The organism is Phreatobacter aquaticus, from assembly GCF_005160265.1.
GTDB classification, from domain to species: Bacteria; Pseudomonadota; Alphaproteobacteria; order Rhizobiales; family Phreatobacteraceae; genus Phreatobacter; species Phreatobacter aquaticus.
In genome coordinates this window covers 4,742,171-4,756,161 of the sequence record NZ_CP039865.1, presented here as the reverse complement: position 1 = coordinate 4,756,161, position 13,991 = coordinate 4,742,171, and the positions used below count along the sequence as shown (strand labels likewise).

Below are 13,991 nucleotides of genomic sequence, written 5' to 3'. Positions count from 1 at the left end.
CTATGGCCAATATCACTCCGGACCAGGCTCTCGACCGGGCACGCGCCGCGGCCGATGTCGCGCGCACCGCTGCTGAACAGGCGCGGCTTGCCGCCGAACAGGCCACTCTGGTCGCCGATCAGCTGGCAACGGCGGCTGGCGCCGCCGCCCATGCGGCGACCGGTGGTGCGATCGACCCGACGGTCTTTCGTTTCGCGATCTTCGTGCTGGCCGTGTTCGTCGGCTATTACGTGGTGTGGCAGGTGACGCCCGCGCTGCACACGCCACTGATGTCGGTGACCAACGCGATCTCATCGGTCATCGTGGTCGGCGCTCTTTTGGCCGTCGGTGTCCAGGTGATGGACACGGGCTCTATCATGGCCCGGATCTTCGGGTTCCTCGGTCTCGTTCTCGCAGCCATCAATATTTTCGGCGGCTTCCTCGTCACGCAACGCATGCTCGCGATGTACAAGACGAAGGAAAAGCCGGCGGCCACGAAGAGCTGAGGGATCAGATCATGTCCGCCAATCTCGCAGCGCTTCTCTACCTCGTCTCCGGCGTCCTGTTCATCCTCAGCCTGCGCGGGCTGTCGAGCCCGCAGACCTCGCGCCAGGGCAACACATTCGGCATGGTCGGCATGGCGATCGCCATCGTCACGACGCTTGCCTTCGCACGACCGGCCGGTATCGGCGCCTGGATCCTGGTCCTGCTGGGCCTCGGCATCGGCGGCGGCATTGGCGCCGTGGTCGCCCGTCGGGTGCCGATGACGTCCATGCCGCAGCTTGTCGCGGCCTTCCATTCCGGCGTCGGCTTGTCCGCCGTGTTCGTGGCCGCTGCGGCGCTCTACGCCCCGGCTGCCTTCGACATCGGCACGCGCGGCACGATCAAGGGCGCCTCGCTGTTCGAGATGGGCCTTGGCGTCGCGATCGGTGCGGTCACCTTCACCGGATCGATCATCGCCTTCCTGAAGCTCGACGGACGGATGAGCGGCAAGCCGATCATGCTGCCGCAGCGCCACCTCCTGAACATCGCGATCGCGGCCGCTATCGTCGTGCTGATGATCGTCTTCATCCGGACGGAGAGCACGCTCGCCTTCTGGCTGATCGTGCTTCTGTCCTTCGTGATCGGCGTCACCCTGATCATCCCGATCGGCGGTGCGGACATGCCGGTCGTGGTGTCGATGCTCAATTCCTATTCGGGCTGGGCTGCCGCCGGCATCGGTTTCACGCTCGGAAACACTGCGCTGATCATCACCGGTGCCCTTGTCGGCTCGTCGGGCGCGATCCTGTCCTACATCATGTGCAAGGCGATGAACCGGAGCTTCATCTCCGTCATTCTCGGCGGGTTCGGCGGCGACGATGCCGCTGCCGCCGGTGGTGCCGTGGAGCAGCGGCCGGTCAAGCAGGGCTCCGCGGACGACGCCGCCTTCATCATGAAGAACGCTTCGAAGGTGATCATCGTGCCGGGCTACGGCATGGCGGTCGCCCAGGCACAACACGCGCTGCGTGAGATGGCCGATCTCCTGAAGAAGGAGGGTGTCGAGGTGAAGTACGCGATCCATCCGGTCGCGGGTCGCATGCCCGGCCACATGAATGTGCTGCTCGCCGAAGCGAACGTTCCCTATGACGAGGTCTTCGAGCTCGAGGACATCAATTCGGAATTCGCCCAGGCCGATGTGGCCTTCGTCATTGGTGCCAATGACGTGACCAATCCGGCAGCGAAGACCGACAAGACCTCGCCGATCTACGGCATGCCGATCCTCGATGTGGAGAAGGCCGGCACCGTTCTCTTCATCAAGCGCGGTATGGCGGCTGGCTATGCCGGCGTCGAGAACGAGCTGTTCTTCCGCGACAACACGATGATGCTGTTCGCTGATGCCAAGAAGATGGTGGAGAACATCGTCAAGGCGCTCGGGCATTGAGGCTGTCAAAGAACCGGGGTTAGGTGAAGCGGGGCCTCGTGGCCCCGTTTCGCATCTGGAGCCGCACCATGCTGTTCATGGTCATCGAGCGCTTTGCCAACCAGGATCCGGTGCCGGTCTATCGGCAGGTGCGCGACAAGGGACGCTCGCTGCCGGAAGGCCTGACCTATGTCGGCAGTTGGATCGAGCCGAACTTCGACCGCTGCTTCCAACTGATGGAGTGTGACGATCTTCGGCTGCTGCAGGAATGGGTGTTGAGCTGGCGTGGATCGGGCGTCACCTTCGAGATCGTACCGGTGGTGCCGAGCAAGGAGACCCGTGAGGTCGTGGCCCCCCATCTCGATCAGACGGACTGACCACTATGCCCGCAAACATCCGCCCCTATGCCGCGGCTGACCGCCGCCAGGTCATCGACCTCATCGCGCAGCTCAATGCCTTCGAGAACGCGATTTCCGGCGACCGCGCCGAGGATCGCCGGGCCGCCGAGGCCTGTCTGGATTCCGACCTCGGGCGCATCGAGCGGGATGGTGGATCGCTGGTGGTGGCAATCGACGGCGCCGATGTCATCGGCATGATGTGCCTCGTCCTCGATCCGCCGCAGCCCTATCTGCGCGCCGATATCGGCCGCATCGCATGGGTCGCGGAACTGGTGATCGATGAACGCCACCGTGGGCAGGGGGTGGGCACAAGCCTGCTTGATGAGGCCGAGCGGCTGGCGCGCTCGTTCGGCATCCGGCGGCTGATGATCGGCGCGATCGTCGGCAATACGATCGCGCGCAAGGCCTATGAACGCTTCGGCTTCAAGCCGGCGGTGCTGGAACTGTCGAAGGACATCTAAGCCCGAGCCGACTGAACGGTCGTGTGGCGGTTCAGTTGAACAGCCGATAGGTCTGGCCGGAACGGCCGCCGAGGCGATTGAAGGCCTCACGGGCGCCAGGGTGGTTCTCCTCGACGCTGATCGCCTTGGTGTAGGAACCGAGCGCGCGCTCGGTATCGCCGGTCTGCTCCAGCGCCTTGCCGCGGGCGACCCAGATATCGGCATTGCGCTGGTCGAACTGCACGGCCTCGTTGAGGTCGTCGACGGCCGACTTGGCGTCGCCGACGGCGAGATAGCTCAGGCCGCGGCCATAATAGGGCTCGGCATTGTTGGGAGCGAGGCCCAGCGCCGTCGTGAAATCTTCGATCGCCTGGCGATGATTGTTCTGGGCCGCATAAGCAAGGCCGCGGTTGTGATAGGCCTGCGCGTTCGAGCCGTTGATCTGGATGGCGCGGTTGTAGTCGGTCAGCGCATCGGCGTAGCGGCCCTGGACGCGATAGATATTGCCCCGGCCAACATAGGCGGCGGCGTAGTTCGCATCAGCCTGAATGGCACGGTTGTAGTCGCCGAGAGCGAGATCGGCCCGCCCCGTCTGCCGGTAGACAAGCGCGCGGTTCGAAAGGGCCTGAACATAGTTCGGGTCGAGCTGGATGGCCTTGGTGAAGTCGGTCATGGCATCCTGCGGCCGCCCGGTGCGGGCGAGAACCGTGCCGCGCATGTTGTAGGCCTGCGGGTCCTGCGGATTGCGCTGAACCACCTCGGTCAGCGAAGCGATGTTGGCGGTCGAGCCGATATAGCTGGATTCAACGTCGTCACCGCCGGTCACCGAGCCGGTGGCAACACCGCCGCTGGTGCTGCAGCCGGCCAGCGCCATCGCGCAGACGACCAGTGCTGCAGGCCGCCAATTGCGTGTTGCGGCCAATGCCACGACGTTCATCCTATCGTCCTCGATCAGCGGATCCGGCATGAGGCCAGATCCAAGCATTTGGTCTTCCAGAAATGACATGGCCCGGACGACTTGTTCGTCACGGGCCTGTCGAAATTACGGCACAAACCGAAAAGAAACCGTATCCGAAGCTCAGGCGGTTTTGCGAGCCGCCGGTTTCTCTGGCTTGGCGGCGATCAGGCCCTCGCGCTGGGCGCGCTTGCGGGCAAGCTTGCGGGCGCGGCGGACAGCTTCCGCCTCTTCGCGTACGCGCTTTTCGGAGGGCTTCTCAAAGTGGCCGCGCAGCTTCATTTCGCGGAAGATGCCTTCGCGCTGCATCTTTTTTTTGAGAGCCTTGAGCGCCTGATCGACATTGTTGTCGCGAACGAGAACCTGCACGCCGAGAGTCCTTCCTGATAGCGAATGAATGGCGGACGTCAGCTTGCAGGTGCATTCCGCAGGGTAGCCGACGTTCGGGAAGTGTCGCGGATAGCAGAACCATCCATTCCTGTCCACGGGAGGAGAGGTGCTCGGATGGCGGATTCTCGCCGCTTCCGCCCTGATCGCGCGTCATTTCCGGGAGTTCGGGATTGGGCCCGATTGGCATCCCAAGAAAGAAACGGGCTGTGTGACAAGCAATGTTTGCGTCGCCGCGTCTCCAGCGCTATATGCACGAGCGATTTCCCGATCTTTCGATCGACACGAGGCGGCCGCCTCGGCCCGGGTCTCCAAGGCCAGGGCACGGGAGCGGTCACTCTCGCGATCGCCACCGAAGAGGCCGCAATGACCCAGCTCCTGATGCCCAAGGCCACCGCCGTTTGGCTGGTCGACAATACCGCGCTCTCGTTCGAGCAGATCGCCGCCTTCTGCACGCTGCATCCGCTTGAGGTCAAAGCGATCGCTGACGGCGAAGCCGCCCAGGGTATCAAGGGTTCCGATCCGATCATTACCGGACAGCTGACGCGCGACGAGATCACGCGCGCCGAGAAGGACCCGGCCTTCCGCCTGCGGCTGGCGCCGCCCAAGGTCAAGCTGCCTGAGGTCAAGTCGAAGAAGGGGCCTCGCTATACCCCGGTCTCGCGCCGGCAGGACCGGCCGAATGCCATCCTGTGGCTTGTGCGCAACCATCCCGAACTGAAGGATGCGGCCCTGATGCGCCTCGTCGGCACGACGAAGCCGACGATCGCCGCTATCCGTGACCGCACCCATTGGAACTCGCAGACCCTGACGCCGATGGACCCTGTGACACTTGGCCTTTGCTCGCAGATCGACCTCGACCTTGAGGTCAATCGTGCTGCCAAGGAGCGTGGCCCGGTCGACACGACGCCCGAGCAGACGCTGCTCCCGGCTGACCAGACCACGTCGATGCCGGCGAAGGTCGATCCCTTCGAACGTCCCGAGGCTCCGAAACGCGAAGAGCGCTACGATGCCGCCAAGGTCTTCGCCAATCTCAAGTCCGCGCCGCAGGACGACGAGTAATCGTCTCCTCAGCCTTTGAGTTCGCCGCCCCGACGTTGTACCTCGGTGCGCCCTGCGTTGAGTGGGGTGCATTCGATTCGCCCTCTGGAGCCTGCCCATGGTCGACGTGACTCGCAGTCCGATTTCGCTTGAAGGGCTCGATCTGGCAGCCCTCGTGGCAAGCCGCGTCTGCCACGACGTGATCTCGCCGGTCGGCGCGATCGTCAACGGCCTGGAACTCATGGAAGATGGCGCCGACGCCTCGACCACGGAGCTGGCGCTCGACCTCATCCGCAAGAGCGCCAAGACAGCCTCGGCCCGTCTCCAGTTCTGCCGGATTGCCTTCGGTGCCGCGGGTTCGGCTGGTTCGGCGATCGATACGCGCGACGCGCAGACGGTTGCCACGAACTTCCTGACCGATGACCGCACTTCGGTCGACTGGCATGTGCCCGCAGCCTATTTGCCCAAGAACCGGGTCAAGCTTCTTCTCAACATGCTGATGCTGGCAGCCGGTGGCATTCCGCGCGGCGGTGTCATAAAGGTCGAGGCAACAGGGGAGGGCGACGAGACCGGCTTCCTGGTCACCGTCACCGGCCTCAACGCACGCATTCCTCCCCATGCCGTTGATCTGCTGGCGGGAATACCGTCTAACGAACAGGGCACCATCGATGCCCATGCGATCCAGCCCTACTATACCGGCGTGTTGGCGCGGGCTGCTTCGATGTCGCTCTCGATCGAAAAGATCGACGACTATGTGGTGCTAAAGGCTGTCTGACGCCTTTTGCTGTTTGCGGGCAAATCTCACGCATTTTTTTTGAATTTGCCTCAAATCGACTGTTATTCACTTCAATAAGCCTTAACCCTTTTGCTCGACACTCCGTTTCCAGAGGCGGAACGTGTCATCGGTCCGCCATGGCCTTCAATATCCCAGGCGTGCCGACATGGATGATCTCCTTCGCGAGTTTCTCACCGAAACGAATGAAAGCCTGGACACGGTTGATGTCGAGCTTGTCAGGTTCGAACAGGACCCCAACAACGCGGCAATTCTCGGCAACATCTTCCGGCTGGTCCACACCATCAAGGGAACCTGCGGTTTCCTGGGGTTGCCGCGCCTTGAGGCACTCGCCCATGCGGCTGAGACACTTATGGGCAAATATCGTGACGGTGCGCCGGTTCGCGGCGAGGGCGTCACGCTGATCCTCTTCACCATCGATCGCCTGAAGGAAATCCTGGGCGATCTCGAAGGCGCCGGCAGCGAGCCCGAGGGCGACGACGGCGACCTGATCACCCAGCTGGAAGAAATGTCGAGCACGGCGTCGGCCGCTCCTGTGGCCAAGGCCGAGGCACCGAAGGCTTCGGCTGAGCCGGAGCGTGCGCTGCGCCCTGGTGAGGTTTCGGAGGAGGAGCTGGAGCGGGCATTCCGCGAAACCGAGATCGAGACACCGCAGATCGCGGCGCCGCCACTCGCACCTGAAGCGCCGGCTCAGCCTGTCGTGGCTGAAAAGGCCGAGCCGAAGAAGCCCGTCCGGGCGAAGCCCGCGGTCGTTGCGGCGGCTGATGACGAGGAAAAGACCGAGGGCGTCAAGGGCCAGCAGACGCTGCGGGTCAATGTCGACACCCTCGAGCAGCTGATGACCATGGTCTCGGAACTGGTGCTGACCCGCAACCAGCTCCTTGAGATTGTTCGTCGTCATGAGGATTCGGAATTCAAGGTTCCGTTGCAGCGCTTGTCCAACGTGACGGCCGAGCTGCAGGACGGCGTCATGAAGACCCGCATGCAGCCGATCGGCAATGCCTGGCAGAAGCTGCCGCGCATCGTTCGCGACCTCGGCAACGAATTGTCCAAGCAGATCGAGCTTGAGATGCTCGGTGCCGAGACCGAACTCGACCGCCAGGTTCTCGACCTGATCAAGGATCCGCTGACCCATATGGTCCGCAACTCGGCCGATCACGGTCTGGAAACCAGTGATCAGCGCCGCCTCGCCGGCAAGCCGGAGAAGGGCACGATCAAGCTTGCCGCCTATCATGAAGGCGGCCATATCGTCATCTCGATCTCCGATGATGGGCGCGGGCTGAACACCGACCGCATCAAGAAGAAGATCATCGAGAACAGCCTCGCCACCGAGGCCGAGCTCGAGAAGATGACTGAGGCGCAGATCCACAAGTACATCTTCGCGCCCGGCTTCTCGACGGCCGCCGCCGTGACTTCGGTTTCCGGCCGCGGCGTCGGCATGGACGTTGTGCGCACCAATATCGACCAGATCGGCGGCACAATCGACCTGAAGTCCGTCGTCGGCGAAGGCACCACCGTCACCATCAAGATCCCGCTGACGCTGGCCATCGTGTCGGCTCTGATCGTGGAGAGCGGCGGTGACCGCTTCGCCATCCCGCAGCTCGCGGTCATCGAACTGGTCCGTGCGCAGCAGAATTCGGAACACCGGATCGAGCGGATCAAGGACACACCCGTCCTGCGCCTGCGCAACAAGCTCTTGCCGCTGGTTCACCTGAAGCAGCTTCTCGGCATCGAGGACGGTCAGCCGCTCGATGAGGCCAACGGGTTCATCGTGGTCACGCAGGTCGGCACGCAGACATTCGGTATCGTCGTCGACCAGGTCTTCCACACGGAAGAAATCGTCGTGAAGCCGATGTCGTCGAAGCTCCGGCACATCACGATGTTCTCCGGCACGACCATTCTCGGCGACGGCTCGGTGATCATGATCATCGACCCGAACGGCGTGGCCTCGGCCATCGGCACCGACATCCAGCACGACACGAGCAAGGAAGAGGCAGACGGCCGCCGGTCCGGCGAGCGTAACCTCATCTCCATGCTGGTGTTCCGTTCCGGCTCGCGCGAACCGAAGGCAGTTCCGCTGTCGCTCGTCACGCGTCTCGAAGAGGTCGCGGTCGACAAGATCGAGCTCTCGCACGGCCGTTACCTCGTCCAGTATCGTGGCGCTCTGATGCCGCTGGTGCCGGTCTCCGGCGATGTCATGATCCGCAAGGAAGGCGTGCAGCCGCTCCTGGTGTTCTCGGATGCCGGCCGCTCCATGGGTCTGGTGGTCGATGAGATCGTCGACATCGTGGAAGACGCGCTCAACATCGAGGTCTCCTCGGATGTGCCGGGCCTCCTCGGCTCGGCGGTCATCAAGGGCCAGGCAACCGAAATCCTCGACATCGGCCACTACCTGCCGCTGGCCTTCGAGGATTGGTTCAAGCGCAAGGAAATGAAGATCGAGGCTCTGACGCGCAAGCTTCTGTTCGTCGACGACTCGCCGTTCTTCCGCAACATGCTGACGCCGGTCCTCAAGGCGGCCGGCTACGATGTGACCACGGCGTCCGCTGCCAACGAAGCGCTCGACATGCTCAAGGGCGGCGATCGGTTCGACGTTGTTGTCTCGGACATCGAGATGCCGGAGATGAACGGCTTCGAGTTCGCAGAGGCCATGCGGTCGGACCAGCGCTTCGCCGCGATGCCGGTGATCGCACTCTCGTCGATGACCAATCCCGCTTCCATAGAGCGGGCGCGCGTCGCCGGCTTCCACGACTATGTCGCCAAGTTCGACCGCCAGGGCCTGATCGCAGCCCTGAAGGAGACTTCGGCCGACTACGCCAACGCCGCCTAAGGATCGAATGTCATGCAGAAGACCTCAACCGACGACGTCACCGAATATGTGACCGTACTGATCGGCGGCCAGCTGTTCGGCCTCCCGATCTCGCGGGTGCAGGACGTGTTCATGCCTGACCGGCTGACGCGGGTGCCGTTGTCGCATCCTGATATTGCCGGCGTGCTCAATCTGCGCGGCCGGATCGTCACCGCCATCGATATGCGCCTACGCCTCGGCCTGGTGCGTGACAGCAGCGAGTCGAAGCCTGCCATGGCGGTCGGTATCGAGTCGCGCGGCGAAAGCTACGGCCTGCTGATCGACTCGGTCGGCGAAGTGCTCAAGCTCTCGCCGGAGAGCCGCGAGCAGAACCCGATCAATCTGGATCCTCGCTGGGGGCGTGTCTCCGGCGGTGTCCATCGCCTCGATGGCCAGCTCATGGTGATCCTGGACGTCGATGCCGTCCTCGCCATGGGCGGCGAGCAGATGGCCGCTTGAACATCTTACCAGCGTTGGGATTCAACCGATGAAAACCTGCCTCGTCGTGGACGACAGCTCGGTCATCCGCAAGGTTGCCCGTCGTATTCTGGAGGGCCTCGGCTTCGCTATCGAGGAGGCGGAGGATGGCAAGCAGGCGCTCGAGGTCTGCTATGGCGCCATGCCGGAAGCGATCCTGCTCGATTGGAACATGCCGGTCATGGATGGCTACGAGTTCCTGCGGGAGCTGCGCAAGCTCCCCGGTGGCCAGGCGCCGAAGGTGGTGTTCTGCACCACCGAGAACGACGTCGCCCATATCGCGCGAGCCATGCATGCCGGTGCGAACGAGTACATCATGAAGCCTTTCGACAAGGACATTGTCGAAGCGAAGTTTTCCGAGGTCGGTCTGATCTGACCCGGGCGCTACGGCCCTGACTGCTCACTCTGTTCCTTTTGTTCTTGCGTATCGAGTACCGGCGTATGAGTTTTGCGTCCTTAGCCAGCCCTCCCGGCGGCGTTGCTCCCGGCCAGGCCGAACCCATCAAAGTCATGGTGGTCGACGACGCGGTCGTTGTCCGGGGGCTTGTCAGCCGCTGGGTCAGCGATGAGCCCGACATGACGCTGGTTGCGGCCCATAGGTCGGGCCGTGAAGCTGTCGGCGACATTCTGCGCAAGAATCCGGATGTCGTGATCCTCGATATCGAGATGCCCGACATGGACGGGATCACGGCCCTGCCGCTGATGATCGCCGAGAAGCGCGACCTGATCGTGATCATGGCATCGACGCTGACGCGCCGGAACGCCGAAGTGTCGCTGAAGTGCCTGTCGCTTGGCGCGGCAGACTATGTGCCGAAGCCCGAGACCAATGCGGGCGTCACCACGTCGCCAGCCTTCAAGCGCGAGCTGCTCGACAAGATTCGGGCGCTCGGCCGCCGGCGCCGCATTGGCCAACGCCAGTTCCATGCGTCGCAGACCAATGGCACGCCGGCCCCCCGTCTTGCGGCGCCGTCGATCGTGCCGTCGCATTCGGCATCGTCCAATGGCGGAACCGTCAAGCTTCGGCCGTTCGGAACGACCATCCCCAAGATTCTGCTGATCGGTTCGTCCACCGGCGGCCCGCAGGCACTGACGGTCGTCCTGAAGAGCCTCGGCAACCTCATCGACCGGATTCCGGTGCTGATCACCCAGCACATGCCGCCGACATTCACGACGATTCTTGCCGAACACGCTGCCAAGGCCACCGGCCGTCCGGCCGCTGAAGGCAAGGACGGCGAGCCGATCATGCCGGGGCGAATCTATGTCGCGCCGGGTGGCAAGCACATGGTGGTGAAGCGCACCGGCCCCTCGCCGGTGATCCATCTCGAGGATGGGCCGCCGATCAATTTCTGCAAGCCTGCGGTTGACCCCCTGTTCAAGTCAGCATCCCAGGTCTGGGGGGCGCAGGCGTTCGGCTGCATCCTGACCGGAATGGGATCGGATGGCGCCCACGGTTGCGGTGACATCGTGTCAGCCGGTGGCAGTGTGATCGCCCAGGACGAGGCATCGAGCGTCGTGTGGGGCATGCCGGGGGCCGTTGCCCATGCCGGTCATGCTTCTGCGATCCTGCCGCTCGACCAGATCGCCCCGAAGATTGTGCGTGTGTTCTCGGGAGACAGGTCGTGACGCCGCTCGATTATGACTATCTGCGCGGTTTCTTGAAGGCTCGTTCGGGACTGGTCCTGTCGAATGACAAGCAGTACCTGATCGAAAGCCGGCTCATGCCGATCGTCCGCAAGGATGGCCTGAACGGCATTTCCGACCTCGTGCAGAAGCTGAAGGGCCCGGGCGCGGAACCCCTCGCGCTGCGCGTGACCGAGGCCATGACGACGAACGAGAGCTTCTTCTTTCGCGACAAGACGCCCTTCGATCACTTCAAGGACGTCATGTTGCCGGCGCTGATCAAGGCGCGGGCTGCGAAGCGTCATCTGCGGATCTGGTGCGCCGCGGCCTCGACTGGCCAGGAGCCCTATTCCCTGGCGATGATCGTGAAGGAAATGGGCCACCAGCTTGCCGGTTGGCGCATCGAGATCCTCGGAACGGATCTGTCTGGCGAGGTGCTCGACCGCGCAAAGGCCGGCGTCTACACCCAGTTCGAGGTCCAGCGCGGACTGCCGATCCAGATGCTGCTGAAATATTTCGTGCAGAACGGCGATCAATGGACGATCTCGCCCGAGATCCGCTCGATGGTTCACTACCGGACACTGAACCTGCTGAACGACTTCTCGGCACTGGGCACGTTCGACATCATCTATTGCCGCAACGTGCTGATCTATTTTGATCAGCCGACCAAGATCGACGTTCTGAACCGGGCCGCCAAGCTGACCGCCCCGGACGGCTATCTCTTGCTGGGGGCCGCCGAAACCGTTGTCGGTCTGACGGAAGCCTACAAGCCGGTCGCAGATCGCCGGGGGCTCTACATGCCTGCCGCCAAGGCGGCGGTCGCAACTCCGGCGCGGCCGCTGGCACTTGCCGGCGGACGGGTCGCCTGACGGTAGCAATCGTCGGACGCGCGGCTGCCTTCCCGCGCGTTCTATGGCTGTCGGCGCCGGCTTCCCTTACCAAGCTGGCTGAGCGCTTGCCGTCCCGGCGAGCATGCTTGCGCGCTGGCTGTCCATGATCATCGATCCCCTGTTCTATGCCGCGGCTATTCCCGCGGTGACGCTTTACGGTCTGTCCAAGGGCGGCTTCCAGGGGATCGGCATCCTGTCGATGCCATTGCTGTCTCTGGTCATCGCGCCGGTGCAGGCGGCCGCCATCATGCTGCCGGTGCTGATGGTCCAGGACGTGGTCACTGTCTGGAGCTACCGCCGGACCTGGCATGGGCCCACACTCGCGCACCTCGTTCCGGGAGCCCTGGCCGGCATCCTGGCAGGCTACCTGTTCGCATCCATCGTCTCCGACCCGGCGATCCGGCTGATCGTCGGTACCATTGCCGTCGGCTTCTGCCTCGATCGCTGGTTCCGCCCTCGCAGCGAGGTTGCGACGACCCAACCGCAGAGCTGGCTCTGGGGTACGGTGTTCGGCGCCCTGTCAGGCTATACCAGTTTCGTGATCCACATCGGCGGTCCGCCTTTCAACGTCTATGCGATGCCGCGGGGGCTCAGCCGGGATGTGTTCGTCGGCACCTCGGCCATCTTCTTTGCGGGCGTCAACTGGGTGAAGGTGCCGCCCTTCCTGGCTCTCGGACAGATGAATCTTGAGAACCTCGGCACATCGGCCGTGCTGTTTCCGCTGGCGATCGCGTCCAATGCGGCCGGTATCTGGTTGGTGAGGCGCGTGGCGCCCGCGGCCTTCTACCGGATGATCTATGCCCTGACTTTCCTGGTCGGATCGTTCCTGCTGATGAGCGGCATTCGCGCTTATCTCTGACCCCATAAAAAAACGGGCCGCCCGAAGGCGACCCGTTCATCAGTCCCGAGAGGGACTGTGCAATCAGTAGCGAGCAACCACGGCCGACGGGCCGGTCGAGAACAGGTAGTTCACGCCGAGCTTGACGGTGTGGATGTTCGAGGTCAGGCGGTCCGTGGCGGTGAAGCCCGGGCGGGTGTTCGAGAACCCGTAGTAGAGGTACTCGCCCTTGACGGTCCAGTTGTTGGTGATCGCGTACTCGATACCACCACCGACGGCGTAGCCGAGGCGGGTGGTCGAGGCCGAGAGGTTGTTGGCCGGGGTGACGGTGTCGTAGAACTTGGTCGACAGCGTCGCGTAGCCGAGACCACCGGTCACGTAGAACAGGGCGCGATCGGCGGCGAAACCGGCGCGGGCGCGGAGCGAACCGAACATCGGGACGCTGTCACGGAAGCCGGTCGTGGCCGAGAGCGGGAAGCGCTTGTTGGCGCTGTTGGCCTGGATGTCGGCCTCAACACCGAGAACGATGTTGTTCATCTGCCAGTTGTAGCCGCCCTGGATGCCGCCGAAGATGCCCGGCATGGTCAGGCTGGCGTTGGCGAACGTGTTGGTCGGATCGACGTAGCGGAACTGCGACGACGAGTAGCCAACGTTGGCACCGACGTAGAAGCCGGTCCACGAGAACACCGGGGCAGCGATGGCCGAGGGAACGGCGACGCGGCGCGCGCCGAGATCGGCAGCCTGGGCGCCAGAAACGAGAGCGGCGACAGCGGCGCCAGCGAGGAGGAACTTCTTCATGTGCATGTCCTTCAAAAAGTCACCGAGCGCGCTTGGGCGTCCGGAATTGGAACTCCGACTGCGGGGGCTCCGGTGGGCGACGGCCAGCGACTCCCAAGAGGCGCCGACCGATCGATGGGCAACCCTTAACGCCTGAATCTGAACACGCCATTGATTTTTCCGCGAGCGGGCCATGCGTTGGCGGATTGCCTATCACATAGTCATTTCGAGTTGCCCTATTGCAACACCTGCCGTTGGGGCAAGACCCGGTTCAGTGCATTTCCCATTTCATGATGTGCATCATCCATCATTCCTAGTGGCGAAACATGGTAAAGAATGTGTCAACAATGCGATAACTTGGATGATAGATCTGTTAATCTGTGTGTTGGCGCAATATAGTCAGAATGTGATCAGGGAACATTGCGTTTTGATCGTGGTGATAGGAGTCATTGCGCCGGCTCCCGGAACATTCCGTGCCACGGAACATCTTGTTTCGCGCTGAGCCGGCCGGCGAGCAGCCCTGCGTTTCGCGGAATGATTGGTGCGGTGCGGCAAGCCACCTGTCGATGCATAGAATAGCCGTCTCTCTATCGGCCCAGACACGATACCCGGACGGCTCTCCACTGCGCCTCCAGCTCCCGTGTTGAT

At 63.1% G+C, this 13,991-nt stretch carries 15 protein-coding genes; 12 read left to right on the top strand and 3 right to left on the bottom strand.

Annotated elements, in window-relative coordinates:
• The first annotated feature begins 2 nt into the window (after positions 1–2).
• From E8L99_RS22655 to E8L99_RS22640, 4 genes are all read left to right on the top strand, one after another.
• Complete coding sequence (locus E8L99_RS22655) at positions 3–485, top strand: proton-translocating transhydrogenase family protein (protein WP_137101688.1); 483 nt, start codon at positions 3–5, stop codon at positions 483–485.
• Between the two features lie 11 nt (positions 486–496).
• Entirely contained in the window at positions 497–1,900 is a 1,404-nt protein-coding gene (locus E8L99_RS22650) for an NAD(P)(+) transhydrogenase (Re/Si-specific) subunit beta (RefSeq protein WP_137101687.1), read from the top strand.
• A gap of 68 nt (positions 1,901–1,968) precedes the next feature.
• The gene (locus E8L99_RS22645; RefSeq protein WP_137101686.1) at positions 1,969–2,256 is read left to right on the top strand and encodes a DUF3303 domain-containing protein; all 288 of its coding nucleotides are present in this window, start codon (positions 1,969–1,971) and stop codon (positions 2,254–2,256) included.
• A 5-nt stretch (positions 2,257–2,261) separates the two neighbouring features.
• Positions 2,262–2,738 (top strand): GNAT family N-acetyltransferase, encoded by a 477-nt coding sequence (locus E8L99_RS22640; RefSeq protein ID WP_137101685.1) that lies wholly within the window; start codon positions 2,262–2,264, stop codon positions 2,736–2,738.
• 31 nt (positions 2,739–2,769) lie between these two features.
• Here E8L99_RS22640 and E8L99_RS22635 read toward each other — a convergent pair whose 3' ends face one another.
• Both E8L99_RS22635 and rpsU read right to left on the bottom strand, forming a co-directional pair.
• Complete coding sequence (locus E8L99_RS22635; protein ID WP_215907030.1) at positions 2,770–3,684, bottom strand: tetratricopeptide repeat protein; 915 nt, start codon at positions 3,682–3,684, stop codon at positions 2,770–2,772.
• Positions 3,685–3,795: 111 nt separating this feature from the next.
• Complete coding sequence (rpsU, locus tag E8L99_RS22630; RefSeq protein WP_137102242.1) at positions 3,796–4,041, bottom strand: 30S ribosomal protein S21; 246 nt, start codon at positions 4,039–4,041, stop codon at positions 3,796–3,798.
• A 384-nt stretch (positions 4,042–4,425) separates the two neighbouring features.
• Here rpsU and E8L99_RS22625 point away from each other — a divergent pair, with 384 nt between their 5' ends.
• The 8 genes from E8L99_RS22625 (at position 4,426) to E8L99_RS22590 (ending at position 12,587) form a co-directional block, all read left to right on the top strand.
• Positions 4,426–5,121, top strand: a complete 696-nt coding sequence (locus tag E8L99_RS22625) for a DUF1013 domain-containing protein (RefSeq protein WP_137101684.1) — start codon at positions 4,426–4,428, stop codon at positions 5,119–5,121.
• A 97-nt stretch (positions 5,122–5,218) separates the two neighbouring features.
• Positions 5,219–5,875, top strand: coding sequence for a histidine phosphotransferase ChpT (chpT, locus tag E8L99_RS22620; RefSeq protein ID WP_137101683.1), 657 nt, complete (start codon positions 5,219–5,221; stop codon positions 5,873–5,875).
• 166 nt (positions 5,876–6,041) lie between these two features.
• Complete coding sequence (locus tag E8L99_RS22615) at positions 6,042–8,723, top strand: hybrid sensor histidine kinase/response regulator (RefSeq protein WP_137101682.1); 2,682 nt, start codon at positions 6,042–6,044, stop codon at positions 8,721–8,723.
• A 12-nt stretch (positions 8,724–8,735) separates the two neighbouring features.
• The gene (locus E8L99_RS22610) at positions 8,736–9,200 is read left to right on the top strand and encodes a chemotaxis protein CheW (RefSeq protein WP_137101681.1); all 465 of its coding nucleotides are present in this window, start codon (positions 8,736–8,738) and stop codon (positions 9,198–9,200) included.
• A gap of 28 nt (positions 9,201–9,228) precedes the next feature.
• Positions 9,229–9,594 carry a response regulator gene (locus E8L99_RS22605; RefSeq protein ID WP_137101680.1) on the top strand — a complete coding sequence of 122 codons (366 nt, stop codon included), beginning with the start codon at positions 9,229–9,231 and terminating at the stop codon, positions 9,592–9,594.
• 65 nt (positions 9,595–9,659) lie between these two features.
• On the top strand, positions 9,660–10,841 hold the full coding sequence (locus E8L99_RS22600; protein ID WP_137101679.1) for a protein-glutamate methylesterase/protein-glutamine glutaminase: 1,182 nt from the start codon (positions 9,660–9,662) through the stop codon (positions 10,839–10,841).
• The gene (locus E8L99_RS22595) at positions 10,838–11,707 is read left to right on the top strand and encodes a CheR family methyltransferase (protein WP_137101678.1); all 870 of its coding nucleotides are present in this window, start codon (positions 10,838–10,840) and stop codon (positions 11,705–11,707) included. Before E8L99_RS22600 ends, E8L99_RS22595 begins: the two co-directional genes overlap by 4 nt.
• A 124-nt stretch (positions 11,708–11,831) precedes the next feature.
• Complete coding sequence (locus tag E8L99_RS22590; RefSeq protein ID WP_137101677.1) at positions 11,832–12,587, top strand: sulfite exporter TauE/SafE family protein; 756 nt, start codon at positions 11,832–11,834, stop codon at positions 12,585–12,587.
• A 63-nt stretch (positions 12,588–12,650) separates the two neighbouring features.
• Here E8L99_RS22590 and E8L99_RS22585 read toward each other — a convergent pair whose 3' ends face one another.
• Entirely contained in the window at positions 12,651–13,364 is a 714-nt protein-coding gene (locus tag E8L99_RS22585) for an outer membrane protein (RefSeq protein ID WP_168201802.1), read from the bottom strand.
• Positions 13,365–13,991 lie beyond the last annotated feature (627 nt).

Coding starts and splice junctions, on each gene's coding strand:
- E8L99_RS22585 (WP_168201802.1), bottom strand. CDS start 13,364: ATGAAGAAGTTCCTCCTCGCTGGCGCCGCTGTCGCCGCTCTCGTTTCT.
- E8L99_RS22625 (WP_137101684.1), top strand. CDS start 4,426: ATGACCCAGCTCCTGATGCCCAAGGCCACCGCCGTTTGGCTGGTCGAC.
- E8L99_RS22650 (WP_137101687.1), top strand. CDS start 497: ATGTCCGCCAATCTCGCAGCGCTTCTCTACCTCGTCTCCGGCGTCCTG.
- E8L99_RS22610 (WP_137101681.1), top strand. CDS start 8,736: ATGCAGAAGACCTCAACCGACGACGTCACCGAATATGTGACCGTACTG.
- E8L99_RS22645 (WP_137101686.1), top strand. CDS start 1,969: ATGCTGTTCATGGTCATCGAGCGCTTTGCCAACCAGGATCCGGTGCCG.
- E8L99_RS22605 (WP_137101680.1), top strand. CDS start 9,229: ATGAAAACCTGCCTCGTCGTGGACGACAGCTCGGTCATCCGCAAGGTT.
- E8L99_RS22655 (WP_137101688.1), top strand. CDS start 3: ATGGCCAATATCACTCCGGACCAGGCTCTCGACCGGGCACGCGCCGCG.
- E8L99_RS22615 (WP_137101682.1), top strand. CDS start 6,042: ATGGATGATCTCCTTCGCGAGTTTCTCACCGAAACGAATGAAAGCCTG.
- E8L99_RS22640 (WP_137101685.1), top strand. CDS start 2,262: ATGCCCGCAAACATCCGCCCCTATGCCGCGGCTGACCGCCGCCAGGTC.
- E8L99_RS22590 (WP_137101677.1), top strand. CDS start 11,832: ATGATCATCGATCCCCTGTTCTATGCCGCGGCTATTCCCGCGGTGACG.
- chpT (WP_137101683.1), top strand. CDS start 5,219: ATGGTCGACGTGACTCGCAGTCCGATTTCGCTTGAAGGGCTCGATCTG.
- E8L99_RS22635 (WP_215907030.1), bottom strand. CDS start 3,684: ATGCCGGATCCGCTGATCGAGGACGATAGGATGAACGTCGTGGCATTG.
- E8L99_RS22600 (WP_137101679.1), top strand. CDS start 9,660: ATGAGTTTTGCGTCCTTAGCCAGCCCTCCCGGCGGCGTTGCTCCCGGC.